Origin of the sequence: Pleomorphomonas koreensis DSM 23070 (genome assembly GCF_000425185.1) — a bacterium.
Lineage (GTDB): Bacteria > Pseudomonadota > Alphaproteobacteria > Rhizobiales > Pleomorphomonadaceae > Pleomorphomonas > Pleomorphomonas koreensis.
In genome coordinates this window covers 305,677-321,177 of record NZ_AULH01000005.1, presented here as the reverse complement: position 1 = coordinate 321,177, position 15,501 = coordinate 305,677, and the positions used below count along the sequence as shown (strand labels likewise).

Here is a 15,501-nt window from a genome sequence, read left to right as displayed (position 1 = left end):
CCATGAAGAAACGGGGCCGACATGATCACCAACCACCAAAAACCGGAAGCGATTGCGCGCGGCGCGCGCATGTTGCGCACCGCGCTCGGCCCCGCAATCGCCCGGTTGCTCGAAGACCCGGCCGTGGTCGAGGTGATGCTAAACCCGGACGGCCGCCTTTGGGTGGACCGGCTATCCGAAGGACTGTCCGACACGGGCGAGCGGCTGTCCGCCGCCGATGGCGAACGCATCGTTCGGCTAGTCGCGCATCATGTCGGCGCAGAGGTTCATGCCCGCAGCCCCCGCGTCTCGGCCGAGCTGCCCGAGAGCGGGGAGCGGTTCGAGGGCCTGTTGCCGCCCGTGGTCGCCGCGCCGGCCTTCGCCATCCGCAAGCCCGCCGTCGCGGTGTTCACGCTCGACGACTACGTGGCGGCGGGCACCATGTCTGCCGATCAGGCAGATACGCTGCGCGCCGCTGTCCAGTCCCGCGCCAATATCTTGGTGGCAGGCGGCACCTCGACCGGCAAGACCACGCTGACCAATGCGCTGCTCGCCGAGGTGGCGAAGACGGCGGATCGCGTCGTCATCATCGAGGATACGCGCGAGCCGCAATGCGCCGCGCCCAACCTTGTCGCTTTGCGGACGAAAGACGGCGTGGCGACGCTTTCCGATCTGGTCCGTTCCTCGCTGCGCCTGCGCCCCGACCGAATCCCCATCGGCGAGGTGCGCGGTTCCGAAGCCCTCGACCTTCTCAAAGCGTGGGGCACCGGCCATCCCGGCGGGATCGGAACCATCCATGCAGGCACCGGCATCGGCGCGCTTCGTCGTCTTGAACAGCTCATCCAGGAGGCTGTCGTCACGGTTCCGCGCGCCCTGATCGCGGAGACTATCGACCTTGTTGCCGTCCTTTCCGGGCGCGGTTCCGCGCGCCGGCTGGCCGAACTCGCCCGCGTCGAAGGTCTCGGCCCGGACGGCGACTACCGCATCACCACCGCAATCCAAACCAGCACAGGAGAATCTTCATGATCCGCATGATTTCGCGCGGCTATCGCGTCGCCGCGACCGCCGCATCCACCCTTGCCATCAGCTTCATGCTCGCCCCGGCCGCCCATGCATCCGGTTCGTCGATGCCGTGGGAAGCACCGCTCCAAAGCATCCTCCAGTCCATCGAGGGGCCGGTCGCCAAGATCATCGCCGTCATCATCATCATCGTGACCGGCCTGACTTTGGCCTTCGGCGATACAGGCGGCGGTTTTCGCAAGCTGATCCAGATCGTGTTCGGCCTGTCCATCGCCTTCGCGGCGTCGAGCTTCTTCCTGTCGTTCTTCTCGTTCGGCGGTGGGGCGCTCATCTGATGGCAGGCGGCCTTGAACAACTCGACGCGGTGCCGGGATTTTCAATCCCGGTCCACCGGGCGCTGACCGAACATATCCTGCTCGGCGGCGCACCGCGCTCCATCGCCATCATGAACGGAACGCTTGCCGGTGCTGTGGGCCTCGGCCTGCGCCTCTGGCTGGTCGGCATCGCCATATGGGCCATCGGCCATTTCGCGGCCGTATGGGCGGCGAAACGCGATCCCCAGTTCGTCGAGGTCGGGCGGAGGCATCTGCGCATCCCGGCTTTCCTGGCGGTGTGAGGGTGCGGCCATGATGAACCTTGCCGAATACCGCCGCACCGCCACCCGGCTCGCCGACTATCTGCCATGGGCGGCACTGGTCAGCTCCGGCGTCGTGTTGAACAAGGACGGGAGTTTTCAGAGGACGGCGAAGTTTCGCGGTCCCGATCTGGATTCCGCCGTCGCCGCCGAGCTGGTCGCTGTCGCCGGCCGCATCAACAACGCCGTGCGCCGTCTCGGCTCCGGCTGGAGCATCTTCGTCGAGGCGCAGCGCAGCGAAGCCGCGACCTATCCCGACAGCACCTTTCCCGATCCCGCATCGGCGCTGGTCGATGCGGAGCGCAAAGCCGGTTTCGAGGAAGCGGGCACGCATTTTGCATCCGGCTATTTCCTGACCTTCTTCTGGTTGCCACCTGCCGAGGAAGCGGCGCGGGCGGAAAGCTGGCTCTATGAGGGCCGCGAGCAATCCGGGGTAAACCCGTGGGAGCTGCTGCGCGGCTTTATCGACCGCACAGACCGCGTGCTGGCCTTGCTCGATGGCTTCATGCCGGAGTGCCGTTGGTTGGATGACGGCGCGACGCTCACCTATCTCCATTCCACCATCTCGACCAACCGGCATCGCGTGCGCGTGCCCGAAGTGCCCATGCACCTCGACACGCTGCTCGCCGACCAGCCGCTGACTGGCGGGCTGGAGCCGCGCCTAGGCGACGCGCATCTGCGCGTCCTGACCATCGTGGGATTCCCCACCGCGACGACACCGGGCCTGCTCGACGAAATGAACCGGCTGCCGTTCCCCTACAGGTGGAGCACGCGCGCGATCCTGCTCGACAAGACCGATGCGACCCGGCTGCTGACCCGCATCCGTCGCCAATGGTTCGCCAAGCGCAAGAGCGTCGCTGCGATTCTCAAAGAGGTGATGACCAACGAGGCGTCCGCGCTTGTGGACACCGACGCCGCCAACAAGGCGCTGGACGCCGACATGGCCTTGCAGGAGCTTGGGGCGGACGTGGCGGGCATGGCTTACGTGACGGCCACCGTCACCGTTTGGGATGCCGACCCGCGCATTGCCGACGAGAAGCTGCGCCTGGTCGAGAAGATCGTTCAGGGCCGCGACTTCACCGCCATGGCCGAGAGCGTCAACGCGGTTGACGCATGGCTCGGCAGCCTGCCCGGACACGCCTACGCGAATGTCCGCCAGCCGCCCATCAGCACTTTGAATCTCGCCCACATGATCCCGCTTTCGGCGGTGTGGGCGGGGCCAGAACGGGACGAGCATTTCGGTGCACCCCCTTTGCTCTTTGGAAAGACCGAAGGCTCAACCCCGTTCCGGCTAAGCCTCCATGTCGGCGACGTAGGCCACACCCTTGTCGTCGGACCCACGGGCGCGGGCAAGAGCGTGTTGCTCGCCCTCATGGCGCTCCAGTTCCGGCGCTATGCGGGCAGCCAAGTCTTCGCCTTCGACTTCGGCGGCAGCATCCGCGCCGCCGCGCTCGCCATGGGCGGGGATTGGCACGATTTGGGCGGTGGCCTGACGGAAGGGGACGAGGCGTCCGTCTCGCTCCAGCCGCTTGCCCGCATCCACGACACCTATGAACGCGCATGGGCAGCGGACTGGATCGCCGCCATCCTCATGCGCGAGGGGCTGGCGATCACTCCCGAGGTGAAGGAACACCTTTGGACGGCGCTGACTTCGCTCGCCTCCGCGCCGGTCGAGGAACGCACCATCACCGGCCTTGCGGTCCTGCTGCAATCCAACGATCTGAAACAGGCGCTCCGGCCGTTCTGCGTCGGCGGGGCCTATGGACGGCTGCTCGACGCCGAAGCCGAACATCTCGGATCGGCCGATGTGCAGGCGTTCGAGATCGAGGGCCTTGTCGGGACCGGCGCGGCCCCGGCCGTGCTCGCCTACCTGTTCCATCGTATCGGCGACCGGCTCGACGGGCGACCGACGCTGCTCATCATAGATGAAGGCTGGCTTGCGCTGGACGACGAGGGATTCGCCGGCCAGCTCCGCGAATGGCTGAAAACGCTGCGCAAGAAAAACGCATCGGTCATCTTCGCCACGCAAAGCCTGTCCGACATCGACGGCAGCAACATCGCGCCCGCGATTATCGAGAGCTGCCCGACGCGGCTCCTGCTGCCGAACGAGCGGGCCATCGAGCCGCAGATCACGGCCATCTATCGCCGCTTCGGCCTCAATGACAGGCAGATCGAAATCCTCGCACGGGCCACGCCCAAGCGGGATTATTACTGCCAAAGACGCAGGGGCAATCGCCTGTTCGAGCTTGGCCTGTCCGAAGTCGGCCTCGCGCTCTGCGCCGCATCCTCCAAATCCGACCAGACCGAAATCGCGCGCATCCATGCCGAGCACGGCCGCGACGGTTTCCTCGCCGGCTGGCTGCGCCATCGCGGCGTCGATTGGGCGGCCGACCTGATCCCGAACCTCACCAATCTTGCCGACCGGCCGGAATCCGCCGCGTCGGCCCGGCTCGATACCCACCCTACACAGGAGATTCTTCCATGACCTATCCCAAGATCGTCGGGGCCTCGGCCCTCGCGCTGGCGCTCGCCGTGCCTGTCGCGCTTTCGCCCATGCTGGCAAGCCCGGCCCATGCGCAATTCGGTTTCGGCCGGATCGTCTATGACCCGACCAACTATGCGCAAAACCTGCTTACCGCTGCGCGCACGCTGGAGCAGATCAACAACCAGATTCAGAGCCTCCAGAACGAGGCGCAGATGCTCATCAATCAGGCCCGCAACCTTGCGAGCCTGCCGTATTCGTCGCTCCAGCAGCTCCAGCAGAGCGTCCAGCGCACGCAGCAGCTTCTCGGGCAGGCACAGAACATCGCCTTCGAGGTCGGCCAGATCGACCAAGCGTTCCAGAAGCAATATGGCAATGTTTCGCTTTCGGCGACTGACGCCCAACTGGTCGCCGATGCGCGCAGCCGGTGGGAAAAAACGGTCGGCGGGTTGCAGGACGCGATGCGCGTGCAGGCGGGAGCGGTCGGCAATATCGACACCAACCGCGCCGAGATGGCCGCGCTTGTCGGCCAGAGTCAGGGCGCGACCGGGGCATTGCAGGCGACGCAGGCCGGCAACCAGCTTCTCGCCCTCCAGTCGCAACAGCTTTCCGACCTGATCGCGGTCATCTCGGCGAACGGCCGCGCCGACGCGCTGACCGAGGCCGAGCGCGCGACTGCCGCCGAACAGGGCCGCATCCAGCGTGAGCGGTTCCTGACACCCGGCACCGGCTACCAGCCGGGCAACGCGCAGATGTTCAACAACGGCAACAACTGACCGGGAGGCTCGCCATGGACGGCAAGATGCTGGCGCGGCTTGCGGCCGTTGTGTTCATCGCTATCGCCGTCACGGCGACAGCAATCGACATGGCGCGGAAGGATGAACCTTCCGCGCCGCTCCCGGCCTCGGCCCTCCAGCCGCCGCCCGATCCCCTGCGCGACAGCCTGCGCCGTTGCCAGCAGCTCGGCGAGGCAGCGGCAAGTGACGCCGGCTGCCTCGCCGCATGGGCGCAATCCCGCGACCGCTTCCTCGGCCGTGACCGCAGCGAGGCGCGCTGACCATGGGCAACACGGGCGTCATCGACAATTTCCTTGGAGTCTTCACCTCCTACATCGACAGCGGTTTTGGTCTGCTCGGCGGCGAGGTCGCCTTCATCGCCACCACCCTGATCGTCATAGACGTGACGCTCGCCGCGCTCTTTTGGGCATGGGGCGCGGATGACGACATTATCGCGCGGCTGGTCAAAAAGACGCTGTTCATCGGCGTCTTCGCCTACATCATTTCCAACTGGAACAACCTCGCACGGATCGTCTTCGAGAGCTTCGCCGGCCTCGGCCTCATGGCGTCGGGCACCGGCTTTTCCGTCACCAATCTGATGCGGCCCGGCCGCGTGGCGCAGACCGGCCTCGACGCCGGCCGCCCGCTGCTCGATTCCATTTCCGACCTGATGGGCTGGATCGCCTTCTTCGAGAACTTCATCCAGATCGCGTGCCTGCTGTTCGCATGGGCGCTGGTGGTGCTGGCCTTCTTCATCCTCGCCATCCAGCTTTTCGTGACCCTTATCGAGTTCAAGCTAACCACGCTTGCCGGCTTCGTGCTGATCCCCTTCGGCCTGTTCGGCAAGACCGCCTTCATGGCCGAGAAGGTGCTCGGCAACGTGGTGTCGTCCGGCATCAAGGTTCTGGTGCTCGCCGTCATCATCGGCATCGGCAGCACCTTGTTTTCGCAATTCACGGCCGGTTTCGGCGGGGCAACCCCGACCATCGACGACGCCATGGCGATTGTGCTGGCAGCCCTGTCGCTGCTCGGCCTCGGGATATTCGGTCCCGGCATCGCCAACGGCATCGTCTCGGGCGGCCCGCAGCTCGGCGCGGGCGCAGCCGTGGGAACCGGCCTCGCTGCCGGCGGCATGGTGCTTGCCGGCGGCGCGGCGGCCGGTGGCGGGGCCATGCTTGCTGCGAAGGGCGGCGCTGCTGCCCTGTCCGGTGGAGCCGCGGCCGTTCGCGGTGGCGCGACCGCCGCGGGCGCGGCGACCGCTGCCTATAGCCTTGGCTCGCTCGGCCAGACCGTGGCGGCAGGCGTTGCTTCCGGCCTTGGCGGTGTTGCACGCGCCGCAGGCTCGGCCGCTATCTCGCCGCTCAAACGTGCAGCCACCAGCGCAACATCCCAAGCGAGCGAAAGCGTCAAGTCCAGCTTCTCCGCTGGCGCAAAGGCCGGCTTCGGCGTGACGGGCGGCAGCTCCACTATGGGCACGGTCGGCGGCGCAAGCGCCGATCCCGTAGCCGCGCCATCCGGCGCGGCCGGGAACCCTCCCGCGTGGGCGCAGCGGATGCAGCGCCGGCAAGCCATGAACCACGGCACCACCATGACAGCCCATGCCGTCCGCTCCGGCGACAGCCACGGCTCCGGTTCCTCCATCAACCTTTCCGAAAGTGACCGCTCATGAGCATCTTCAAACGACCAGCCACCCACTACGGCAAATCACCCGAACCCGAGACGCCTTATCAGAAGGCCGCGCAGGCTTGGGACGAGCGCATCGGCTCGGCCCGCGTGCAGGCGATGAACTGGAGGCTCATGGCCTTCGGCTCCCTGATCCTTTCGGCGGGCTTCGCCTCGGCGCTGGTGTGGCAGTCCGCACGCGGGACCGTGGTGCCGTGGGTGGTGCAGGTCGATAATCTCGGGCAGGCGCAGACCGTCGCGCCTGCCAACGCCGATTATCGCCCGACCGACCCGCAGATTGCTTTCCATCTCGGCCGGTTCATCGAGCAGGTGCGCGCGATCCCGGCCGACGCGATCATTGTCCGCCAGAACTGGCTTCGCGCCTATGAATGGACCACGGATCGCGGCGCGGCGGCGCTCAACGACTACGCCCGCGCCAATGATCCTTTTGCCAAGGTCGGCCGCCAGCAAGTCGCCGTCGAGGTGTCTAGCGTCATCCGGGCGTCCCCCAACAGCTTCCGCGTCGCGTGGACCGAACGCCATTTCGAGAACGGCCAGCTTTCCAGCACGGAGCGATGGACGGCCATCCTCACCATCGTCATCCAGCCGCCGCGCGACGCCGAGCGTCTGCGCGCCAACCCGTTAGGAATCTACGTCAATGCAATTTCGTGGTCGCGGGAGATGAGCCAATGAGGACGATCACCCGCACTCCGACAATCGCGGCCGTGCTGCTTTCGGCCACCATGCTCGCAGGCTGCGCCACCAACCGGACGCCGCAATTCAGCTATGACGATAGCGTGCCGCCGCTGCCGACCTTGCAGGCGGCAGCAGCCGACAACACTCCCCGGCAGTTGCATGTGCCCCCGGCATGGACCGTCGCACGCGGCGGCACGGCTGCCGGCACGCCGACCGGCCGCGTCGAGAACGCCAATGCAGCCGCTCGCGTCGAACCGCGCCGCGAAGGTTACTACAACGCCATCCAGATATATCCATGGTCGGAAGGTGCGCTCTATCAGGTCTATGCCGCAGTTGGGCAGATCACGACGATCGCGCTGGAGCCGGGCGAAAGCCTGACAGGCGCGGGGCCGATTGCGGCGGGCGACACCGCCCGCTGGATCATCGGCGACACCGAGAGCGGTAGCGGTGCAAATCGCCGTGTCCATATCCTTGTGAAGCCGACACGACCGGACATTTCCACCAACCTTGTCGTCACCACCGACCGGCGCACCTACATGATCGAGCTGCGCGCGCGGGAATCGCTCTACATGCCGGCCGTGGCATGGGCTTATCCCGCCCCGCCGGCAGGCCAGCGCCAGACCGTTCCGACAGCACCGATCATTCCGGCCGAAGCCGCGAGGAACTACCGCTACGCATTGCAGGTGCAGGGCGATAGCCCGCCATGGCGGCCGGTTTCCGTCTTCGATGACGGCCGGCGCGTCTATGTCGTCTTCCCGGCCGGGATCGTGCAGGGCGAAATGCCGCCGATTTTCGTGCTCGGCACGAATGGCGAACCGCAGATCGTCAACAGCCGGGTCCACCAGAACGTCCTGATCGTGGACCGCCTGTTCGGCGCGGCCGAGCTGCGCCTTGGCAGCGGCAACCGCCAGCAGGTCGTCAGGATCGTTCGCATCAACCCGACGCAGGCCGCCGCCGCACAGCCCGCCAGCGCGACCGGAGATTCCCCGTCATGACAGACAACACCATCACCGACACCGCCGCGCCCACGCGGCTGCGTGCCGAACCGCCGCGCGTCACCCGCCTGTCGCGCAAGATGCTGGCAGGCGTCGGCGCGGTCGCGCTTCTCGGCATATGCGGCGCACTGATCTACGCGCTCCAGACCCGCGATGCAGGGCCGGGAGGCGAAGAACTCTATTCGACCGAGAACCGGCCCACGGCGGACGGCCTTGCCAGTTTGCCGCGCGACTATACCGGGCCAGTGCTCGGCCCCGCGCTGCCGGGCGACCTCGGCCGCCCCATCCTTGATGCGCAGAACCGGGGCCAGCCCGTCGCCACGCCGGCCATGGCGACGCCTGCCGTCGATCCTGCCGAGGAACGCCGTAGGGCCGAGGAAGAAGCCGCGCGCTTGAGCAACGTGTTCTTCCAGTCCGGCCCGCGCACGGGAGCGCCGGCAGGGACGGCCATGCCCGGCCTTGCCGGTCTTGGCCTCGGCGGACAGCCCGCGACGCAGGATCGGCACGCGGCGTTCCTCAATGGACCCGTGGACCGGCAGACGGTTTCGCCGGATCGTGTCGCGCCGCCGGCATCGCCCTATATCCTTCAAGCCGGGGCCGTGATCCCGGCCGCGCTCATCACCGGCATCCGTTCCGACCTTCCGGGCCAGATCACAGCCCAAGTGACCGAGAACGTCTATGACAGCCCGACCGGCTCGCTGCTCCTGATCCCGCAGGGAACGCGCATCATCGGCCAATATGATGACGGCGTGACCTTCGGCCAGCGCCGCGTGTTGTTGGTGTGGAACCGACTGATCCTGCCGGGCGGCCGATCCATTGTCCTTGAACGCCTGCCGGGCGCGGATGCCAGCGGCTATGGCGGGCTTGAGGATGGCGTTGATTATCATTGGTGGGATCTGATGAAGGCCGCAGGCCTGTCCACGCTGCTCGGCATTGGCGCGGAACTGGCGACCGATGACGAAGACCGCTTGATCCGCGCCATCCGCGACGGGGCGCAGGATACCGTCAATCAGGCAGGCCAGCAGATCGTCCAGCGCCAGTTGCAGGTAGCACCCACGCTCACCATTCGGCCCGGCTTCCCGGTCAGGATCATCGTCACCCGCGACCTTGTGTTCGAGCTGGCAGGAGGTTGACCATGGCAAAGTTGAAACTCGGCCCGCTCCCCGACGACAAGCCCGTGAAAGTCACGGTGGAGTTGCCCGCGCCGCTTCACCGCGATCTGGCCGCCTATGCCGAAGTGCTGGCCCGCGAGAGCGGCCAGCCCGCCGCCGATCCCGTCAAGCTCATCGTGCCGATGGTTCAACGCTTCATCGCCACGGATCGCGGTTTCGCCAAGGCACGGCGAGCCGCACGCTAGGATCGCTTGGCGGCAGGGGTGCCGCCAGCGCATCACCGCAAATGCGGCACGCTACAGGCCGCCGACTGCCCTCCATGGTTCGCTTAATTCCGGGGCCTTGAGCGCCCCGGAATCCACCGGAACCAAGGAGGACTCCATGTGCCCAGAGCGCCGTCGCGCCCGCAAAGGGCGACCGCGACAGTCGATCCCCGAGCCACTTCCCGACGATCTGTTCGACTATGCGGACGGTCCAGCGCCGGACGACCGGGCGCGAGCCGGCGACGCGCCGCTTCTCGGTCCGGATGGGCAGATCATGCGCGTCACCGACGACTGGCTAGAGGATATTCCCGTCACCGAGGCCGAGATCGACGTGTTCGAGCGTTGGTTTGGCGATGTGTTCGATGACCTTCTGAACCCGAGAAAGCCGGATGATGGCTTGCAATTCCTATCACAAACTGATAGGAAAAAGACTTGAGTGGGCATCGTGATCCGGGCCTCGACACGCTTCTGGACCTCGACGGACAGATGCTCTTTGTCGATCCCGAGGGCGGCTATTGGGTGAAGTTCGTCGCCACCCGCGTTCCGGTCTCGCCGGAAAAGCCGCACGGTCTCGATTACTCGCTAACGCTTCACGGGCCTTCGGGCGAACGGCTGATCGGCTTCGACAACGCCCATCCGGTCGGCCGGGGCAGACGCGGCGAGCCGATGGACCATCGGCATCGCCTCCAGACCGTGAAGCCCTACGCCTACGAGGATGCGGCCACGTTGCTGGCCGACTTTTGGCAGGCGGTGGACGCGGTGTTGAAGGAGCGAGGTGCCCTATGACCACATTGAAAGTCGGGATTGCCGACTATGAAGAGATGAAGGCCCGCACTATGCGGATCGCCAAGGGCGAGGAAAAACCCGCACCCGACGATCCGAAGGTGTGGTTCACTTCGACTGAATCCTTCGCAAAGGTGCTGTCGGCCGGGAACCGTAAGCTGCTGCGCATCATCGCCGAGAAAGCCCCGGCGTCGCTGGAGGAACTGGCGGAAATCACCGGCCGGGCCGGCTCCAATCTCTCACGCACCCTCAAAACGATGGAGAGCTACGGCCTTGTGCGGTTTGAGCCGGGCCACGGTCGCAAGCTCGCGCCCAAGGTGGTGCATGACCGCGTGGAACTGGCGTTGCCCCTGATCGACCGTCCGAAGCCGAGGAAGGCCATAGGAGATCGGCCATGAACATGCACAGCCCAACCATAACCGCCCGCGCCGCCCTCTATCTGCGCGTTTCGACCGCCCGGCAGGCCGAGCATGACATTTCCATCCCTGACCAGAAGCGGCAGGGCGAAGCTTATTGCGAGCAACGCGGCTACCAGCTCGTTGAGACTTATGTCGAGCCGGGTGCAACCGCCACCAACGACAAGCGCCCCGAGTTCCAGCGCATGATCGAGGCCGGCACTTCGAAGCCCGCGCCTTTCGATATTGTCGTGGTGCACAGCTTCTCGCGCTTCTTCCGCGATCACTTCGAGATGGAGTTCTACGTCAGGAAACTGGCGAAGAACGGCGTCAAGCTGGTGTCCATCACGCAGGAGATGGGCGACGATCCCATGCACCAGATGATGCGGCAGATCATGGCGCTGTTCGACGAATACCAGTCGAAGGAGAACGCCAAGCACGTCCTGCGCGCCATGAACGAGAACGCCCGGCAAGGCTTCTGGAATGGCGCACGGCCGCCTATCGGCTATCGCATCGTTGCGGCCGAACAGCGGGGATCGAAGATCAAGAAGAAGCTGGAGATCGATCCGTTGCACGCCGATACCGTGCGGCTGATCTATCGCCTGTTTCTTGAAGGCGACGGCACGTCCGGCGCGATGGGCGTCAAAGCCATCGCCACCTATCTCAACGAGCGCCGTTTCTTCACCCGCGACGGCGGGCGCTGGGGGCTGGCGCAAATCCACGCCATCCTGACCCGCACCACCTATATCGGCGAGCACAGGTTCAACACGCGCTCGCACAAGGACCGGGAGAAGAAGCCGGAAAGCGAGGTCGCCATCATGGCGGTGCCGCCCCTGATCGAGCGCGAGATTTACGATGCGGTGCAAGCCCGCCTCAAATCCCGCAATCCCATGGTGACGCCTGCGCGCATCTCCAGCGGCCCCACACTGCTGACCGGCATTTGCTTCTGCGCCAAGTGCGGAGGTGCGATGACGTTGCGCACCGGCCAAGGCAGCACGGGCGCGACATACCGCTATTACACCTGCTCGACCAAGGCGCGGCAGGGCAAGACTGGCTGCAAGGGCCGCACGATCCCGATGGACAAGCTGGACCATCTTGTCGCCGATCATATCGGGGATCGGCTGCTCCAGCCCAAGCGACTGGAAACTGTCCTCGCCAGCGTCATTGACCGGCGGCAGGAGCGCGCCGAGCGCCGCCGCGAACATCTTGCCGAACTGCATCGGCGAATCACGGAGGCCGACCAGCGGCTCGGCCGTCTCTTTGACGCCATCGAAGCGGGCATGGTGGACAAGGACGACGCCATGGCGAAAGAGCGCATGGTGAGCCTAAAGGCATTGCGGGATCAGGCCGCCGCCGACGCCGAGCGCACCCAGCTCGCGCTCGACAGTTCAGGCAATCAGGGCGTCAGCCCCGATATGCTCAAGGGCTTCGCCCGCAAAGCCCGCGAACGGATACGACTCGATGATGGCGGCTACCGACGCGACCATCTGCGCGCTCTGGCGCAGCGCGTCGAGGTCGCCGACGACGAGGTTCGCATCATGGGATCGAAGTCGGAATTGCTGCGAACGCTGGTCGCCGCTTCCAGCGTAGAACCGGCGGCGTTCGGCGTTCATAGTTCTGTTCTGAAATGGCGCACCCGACAGGATTCGAACCTGTGACCTCTGCCTTCGGAGCAATTTGTCCTGGCTATCCGAAATGCACGCTAGGACACGCCATGATACTACAACGCTTTGAAACGTATGGACAATCCGGTTTTTCCCGCCGAAATCCATATCCGACACTTCGCTCCGACTTTCATCCGGCTGCTTCCGTGGTGCTTCCGCGGAAACAGCCCGCTCTCCAGGGGGAAATCGCGTAATGGCCAAGCTCACGAAACGAGTCGTGGATGCTGCCGTAGCCCGCGAGAAGGACTACTTCATCTGGGACGACGAACTTCCCGGCTTCGGCCTTCGCATCTTCGCGTCCGGTAAACGCAGCTACCTTATCCAATACCGCGCCGCAGGTCGAACCCGCCGCTTCACAATCGGCCTTCATGGCGTGTGGACGGCGGAGACAGCCCGGCAGGAAGCTAAGGTGCAACTCGGTCGCGTCGCACAGGGTGATAACCCCTCCGAGGAACGCCTGCTGGATCATCAGGCGATCACCGTCAAAGAACTGTGCGCGATGTATCTCAAGGACCTCGAAGCCGGTCTCATTCTCGGAAAGGGAGGCCGACCGAAAAAGGCAACGACCATCGTCAGCGATACCGGTCGCATTCATCGACACATCATTCCGCTGATCGGCACGCGCCGGGTAAAGGATCTCGTCAAAGCCGACATGACCAAGGTGTTGAAGGACATCATGGCGGGCAAGACGGCAGTGTCGGTGAAGACCAAGAAGCTGCGCGGCAAGTCCGTCGTGACAGGCGGCGCCGGTACGGCCACGCGGACGCTCGGACTCGTCGGCGGCATTTTCACCTACGCCATGGAGGCAGGGATCATCACGGCCAATCCCGTGCACGGCATCCGCAAGCCCAAGGACAATGTCCGCGACCGTCGTCTCACCGAGGCGGAGTACCGCACGCTCGGCGAGATTCTGCGCGAAGCGGCCGAAACCCCGAAATATGGGATAACGGTCGAGATCATCCGACAGATCGCGCTCACCGGCTGCCGCCGAAGCGAGATGATCGGTCTCAAGTGGACCGAGGCGGACACTGACGCGAGCTGCATGCGTCTGGAGGATAGTAAGGAAGGCGCCTCCATCCGTCCTATCGGCCTCGCCGTGGTCGAGTATCTAGAGGAACGCCGCAAGACCGCGACGGGCAGCTATGTCTTCCCCGGCCAGGGCGAGGACAACGCCTTTGGCGGATTCCCCAATCACTGGCGGCAGATTTTCCGGGACTCGCCGCTGGCAGATGTAACGCCGCACGTCCTGCGTCACAGCTTCGCCAGCATCGCAAACGATCTCGGCTTCACCGAGGTCACCATCGCCGCGCTGGTCGGTCACTCAAAGGGGACCGTCACGAGCAAATACATCCATTCGCTCGACACCGCCCTCATCATGGCCGCCGACACTATCTCCGGCTACGTTCAGGGGCTGCTCGATGGGGTCAAGTTCAAGCAGACCGCCTACGCTCTAGATCGGAATTCCCGAAAGGCCGCACTTTCTCACTTCCTCAAGAAGGCGGTGGAAGACCCCAGCGGGGACAGACAAGATTTGCCCTTGGCCGCTTAGGCGATTTGACGAGTTGATGGGATAGCGAGCTGGACTCTCCGTCGGGCTCGCTTCCCGCTTTCTGTCGCGGCTAGGCATAGGCCCGGCATAACCTGCCATTCTCCATAAGGACAACTCGTGCCTCTGGACTCACCACCATATGTCGATTAGTCTCGACATATGGAATCAGATGCCGCCATCCTTGCGTTCGCCGCGCTCGCGCAACCGACCCGCCTCGACGTGTTCCGCCTGCTGGCGGAGCACGAACCGGACGGATTAGCTGCAGGCGACATCGCCCGCCGGTTGGACGTCCCGCACAACACCATGTCGACGCATCTTGCGACGCTGACGCGCGCCGGCCTGATCGAGGCCGAGCGGCACAGCCGCTCGATCATCTATCGGGCAAGGCTCGAGGCTGTGCATGCGCTCACCAGCTTCCTCGTCAAGGACTGCTGCGGCGGCCGCCCCCAGATCTGCGCGCCGCTGATCGCCGATCTGTCCCCCTGCTGCCCACCGCAAATCCTCGCCGACAAGGAGGCCGCCCATGACTGACCGCATCTACAATGTCCTGTTCCTCTGCACGGGGAATTCGGCCCGCTCGATCCTGGCCGAGAGCATTCTGGCCAAGGACGGCGCTGGTCGCTTCCATGCCTTCTCGGCCGGGAGCATGCCCAAGGGCGCGGTCAACCCGTTCGCCCTGAAGGTGCTCGGAAGCTTCGACTATCCGACCGAAGGCTTCCGCTCGAAGAGCTGGGAGGAGTTCGCCCAACCCGGCGCACCTGTCATGGATTTCGTCTTCACCGTCTGCGACAACGCCGCCGGCGAAGCCTGCCCGGTCTGGCCCGGCCAGCCGATGACCGCGCATTGGGGCATCGAAGATCCCGCTGCCGTCGTCGGACGGGACATCGAAAAGGAAAAGGCGTTCGTCGCCGCCTTCCGCTACATGCGAAACCGGATTTCCGTCTTGACGGCTCTGCCGGTGGCCAGCCTCGACAAGGCTGCGCTTGGCACCAAGCTGCGCGAGATCGGCCGCAGCGAAGGCGCAACCTCGCCGCGCCCTGACGTTGCGTGAGGCCGATCATGGACGTCATCATCTACCACAACCCCGAGTGCGGCACGTCGCGCAATACGCTGGGTCTGATCCGCAATTCCGGCGTCGAGCCGCATGTCATCGAATATCTCAAGACGCCGCCGAGCCGCACGATGCTTGAGCAGCTCATCGCGCGCATGGAAATCTCCGTTCGCGCGCTGCTGCGCGAGAAGGGCACGCCTTATGCCGAGCTTGGCCTGGACGACCCGGCGCTGAGCGACGCGCAAGTTCTCGACGCCATGATGGCGCATCCCATTCTCATCAATCGTCCGATCGTAGTCACGCCGGAAGGGGTGAGGCTGTGCCGGCCGTCCGAGGACGTGCTGGACCTGCTGCCGCCGCAGCGCGGGGCATTCGTCAAGGAAGACGGCGAGCGGGTGATCGACGAACACGGCCGCCGCGTCGCGACGGCCTGAGGAAAG

Annotated in this window: 19 protein-coding genes; all 19 read left to right on the top strand. The window is 65.2% G+C overall.

Annotation, left to right across the window (positions count from 1 at the left end; genetic code table 11):
* The first annotated feature begins 21 nt into the window (after window positions 1–21).
* The 19 genes from trbB (at window position 22) to arsC (ending at window position 15,495) form a co-directional block, all read left to right on the top strand.
* Window positions 22–1,005, top strand: a complete 984-nt coding sequence (gene trbB / locus H512_RS0103300; RefSeq protein WP_026782253.1) for a P-type conjugative transfer ATPase TrbB — start codon at window positions 22–24, stop codon at window positions 1,003–1,005.
* A complete protein-coding gene (locus tag H512_RS0103295) occupies window positions 1,002–1,334 on the top strand; it encodes a TrbC/VirB2 family type IV secretion system protein (RefSeq protein WP_026782252.1) in 333 nt (110 codons plus the stop codon). Before trbB ends, H512_RS0103295 begins: the two co-directional genes overlap by 4 nt.
* On the top strand, window positions 1,334–1,615 hold the full coding sequence (locus H512_RS0103290; RefSeq protein ID WP_026782251.1) for a VirB3 family type IV secretion system protein: 282 nt from the start codon (window positions 1,334–1,336) through the stop codon (window positions 1,613–1,615). Before H512_RS0103295 ends, H512_RS0103290 begins: the two co-directional genes overlap by 1 nt.
* 10 nt (window positions 1,616–1,625) lie before the next feature.
* Window positions 1,626–4,118: a conjugal transfer protein TrbE gene (trbE, locus tag H512_RS0103285; RefSeq protein WP_026782250.1), complete on the top strand. Its 2,493-nt coding sequence runs from the start codon at window positions 1,626–1,628 to the stop codon at window positions 4,116–4,118.
* Window positions 4,115–4,891, top strand: coding sequence for a P-type conjugative transfer protein TrbJ (trbJ, locus tag H512_RS0103280; RefSeq protein WP_026782249.1), 777 nt, complete (start codon window positions 4,115–4,117; stop codon window positions 4,889–4,891). Before trbE ends, trbJ begins: the two co-directional genes overlap by 4 nt.
* A 14-nt stretch (window positions 4,892–4,905) precedes the next feature.
* The gene (gene trbK-alt, locus H512_RS0103275; RefSeq protein ID WP_026782248.1) at window positions 4,906–5,172 is read left to right on the top strand and encodes a putative entry exclusion protein TrbK-alt; all 267 of its coding nucleotides are present in this window, start codon (window positions 4,906–4,908) and stop codon (window positions 5,170–5,172) included.
* A gap of 2 nt (window positions 5,173–5,174) precedes the next feature.
* Window positions 5,175–6,560: a P-type conjugative transfer protein TrbL gene (trbL, locus tag H512_RS0103270; protein ID WP_026782247.1), complete on the top strand. Its 1,386-nt coding sequence runs from the start codon at window positions 5,175–5,177 to the stop codon at window positions 6,558–6,560.
* Entirely contained in the window at window positions 6,557–7,246 is a 690-nt protein-coding gene (gene trbF, locus H512_RS0103265; protein WP_026782246.1) for a conjugal transfer protein TrbF, read from the top strand. Before trbL ends, trbF begins: the two co-directional genes overlap by 4 nt.
* Window positions 7,243–8,244 carry a P-type conjugative transfer protein TrbG gene (gene trbG / locus H512_RS0103260; protein WP_026782245.1) on the top strand — a complete coding sequence of 334 codons (1,002 nt, stop codon included), beginning with the start codon at window positions 7,243–7,245 and terminating at the stop codon, window positions 8,242–8,244. The genes trbF and trbG overlap by 4 nt, the downstream gene beginning before the upstream one ends.
* Complete coding sequence (locus tag H512_RS0103255; RefSeq protein WP_026782244.1) at window positions 8,241–9,377, top strand: TraB/TrbI/VirB10 family type IV secretion system protein; 1,137 nt, start codon at window positions 8,241–8,243, stop codon at window positions 9,375–9,377. Before trbG ends, H512_RS0103255 begins: the two co-directional genes overlap by 4 nt.
* A gap of 2 nt (window positions 9,378–9,379) precedes the next feature.
* Window positions 9,380–9,601 (top strand): DUF2274 domain-containing protein, encoded by a 222-nt coding sequence (locus H512_RS0103250; protein ID WP_026782243.1) that lies wholly within the window; start codon window positions 9,380–9,382, stop codon window positions 9,599–9,601.
* Window positions 9,602–9,737: 136 nt separating this feature from the next.
* Entirely contained in the window at window positions 9,738–10,055 is a 318-nt protein-coding gene (locus H512_RS0103245; protein WP_026782242.1) for a hypothetical protein, read from the top strand.
* Window positions 10,052–10,405 (top strand): toxin-antitoxin system TumE family protein, encoded by a 354-nt coding sequence (locus H512_RS0103240; RefSeq protein WP_026782241.1) that lies wholly within the window; start codon window positions 10,052–10,054, stop codon window positions 10,403–10,405. The genes H512_RS0103245 and H512_RS0103240 overlap by 4 nt, the downstream gene beginning before the upstream one ends.
* Window positions 10,402–10,800 (top strand): HVO_A0114 family putative DNA-binding protein, encoded by a 399-nt coding sequence (locus H512_RS0103235; RefSeq protein ID WP_026782240.1) that lies wholly within the window; start codon window positions 10,402–10,404, stop codon window positions 10,798–10,800. The genes H512_RS0103240 and H512_RS0103235 overlap by 4 nt, the downstream gene beginning before the upstream one ends.
* Window positions 10,797–12,455 carry a recombinase family protein gene (locus H512_RS0103230; RefSeq protein WP_026782239.1) on the top strand — a complete coding sequence of 553 codons (1,659 nt, stop codon included), beginning with the start codon at window positions 10,797–10,799 and terminating at the stop codon, window positions 12,453–12,455. The genes H512_RS0103235 and H512_RS0103230 overlap by 4 nt, the downstream gene beginning before the upstream one ends.
* A 199-nt stretch (window positions 12,456–12,654) precedes the next feature.
* Window positions 12,655–14,010 carry a tyrosine-type recombinase/integrase gene (locus tag H512_RS0103225; protein WP_012561414.1) on the top strand — a complete coding sequence of 452 codons (1,356 nt, stop codon included), beginning with the start codon at window positions 12,655–12,657 and terminating at the stop codon, window positions 14,008–14,010.
* A 159-nt stretch (window positions 14,011–14,169) separates the two neighbouring features.
* The gene (locus H512_RS0103220) at window positions 14,170–14,541 is read left to right on the top strand and encodes an ArsR/SmtB family transcription factor (RefSeq protein WP_012561413.1); all 372 of its coding nucleotides are present in this window, start codon (window positions 14,170–14,172) and stop codon (window positions 14,539–14,541) included.
* The gene (locus H512_RS0103215; protein ID WP_012561412.1) at window positions 14,534–15,061 is read left to right on the top strand and encodes an arsenate reductase ArsC; all 528 of its coding nucleotides are present in this window, start codon (window positions 14,534–14,536) and stop codon (window positions 15,059–15,061) included. The genes H512_RS0103220 and H512_RS0103215 overlap by 8 nt, the downstream gene beginning before the upstream one ends.
* An 8-nt stretch (window positions 15,062–15,069) precedes the next feature.
* Window positions 15,070–15,495: an arsenate reductase (glutaredoxin) gene (gene arsC / locus H512_RS0103210; protein ID WP_012561411.1), complete on the top strand. Its 426-nt coding sequence runs from the start codon at window positions 15,070–15,072 to the stop codon at window positions 15,493–15,495.
* Window positions 15,496–15,501 lie beyond the last annotated feature (6 nt).

Coding starts and splice junctions, on each gene's coding strand:
- trbB (WP_026782253.1), top strand. CDS start 22: ATGATCACCAACCACCAAAAACCGGAAGCGATTGCGCGCGGCGCGCGC.
- arsC (WP_012561411.1), top strand. CDS start 15,070: ATGGACGTCATCATCTACCACAACCCCGAGTGCGGCACGTCGCGCAAT.
- trbF (WP_026782246.1), top strand. CDS start 6,557: ATGAGCATCTTCAAACGACCAGCCACCCACTACGGCAAATCACCCGAA.
- trbL (WP_026782247.1), top strand. CDS start 5,175: ATGGGCAACACGGGCGTCATCGACAATTTCCTTGGAGTCTTCACCTCC.
- H512_RS0103235 (WP_026782240.1), top strand. CDS start 10,402: ATGACCACATTGAAAGTCGGGATTGCCGACTATGAAGAGATGAAGGCC.
- H512_RS0103250 (WP_026782243.1), top strand. CDS start 9,380: ATGGCAAAGTTGAAACTCGGCCCGCTCCCCGACGACAAGCCCGTGAAA.
- H512_RS0103245 (WP_026782242.1), top strand. CDS start 9,738: ATGTGCCCAGAGCGCCGTCGCGCCCGCAAAGGGCGACCGCGACAGTCG.
- trbE (WP_026782250.1), top strand. CDS start 1,626: ATGATGAACCTTGCCGAATACCGCCGCACCGCCACCCGGCTCGCCGAC.
- H512_RS0103295 (WP_026782252.1), top strand. CDS start 1,002: ATGATCCGCATGATTTCGCGCGGCTATCGCGTCGCCGCGACCGCCGCA.
- H512_RS0103230 (WP_026782239.1), top strand. CDS start 10,797: ATGAACATGCACAGCCCAACCATAACCGCCCGCGCCGCCCTCTATCTG.
- H512_RS0103225 (WP_012561414.1), top strand. CDS start 12,655: ATGGCCAAGCTCACGAAACGAGTCGTGGATGCTGCCGTAGCCCGCGAG.
- trbG (WP_026782245.1), top strand. CDS start 7,243: ATGAGGACGATCACCCGCACTCCGACAATCGCGGCCGTGCTGCTTTCG.
- H512_RS0103215 (WP_012561412.1), top strand. CDS start 14,534: ATGACTGACCGCATCTACAATGTCCTGTTCCTCTGCACGGGGAATTCG.
- H512_RS0103290 (WP_026782251.1), top strand. CDS start 1,334: ATGGCAGGCGGCCTTGAACAACTCGACGCGGTGCCGGGATTTTCAATC.
- trbK-alt (WP_026782248.1), top strand. CDS start 4,906: ATGGACGGCAAGATGCTGGCGCGGCTTGCGGCCGTTGTGTTCATCGCT.
- trbJ (WP_026782249.1), top strand. CDS start 4,115: ATGACCTATCCCAAGATCGTCGGGGCCTCGGCCCTCGCGCTGGCGCTC.
- H512_RS0103220 (WP_012561413.1), top strand. CDS start 14,170: ATGGAATCAGATGCCGCCATCCTTGCGTTCGCCGCGCTCGCGCAACCG.
- H512_RS0103255 (WP_026782244.1), top strand. CDS start 8,241: ATGACAGACAACACCATCACCGACACCGCCGCGCCCACGCGGCTGCGT.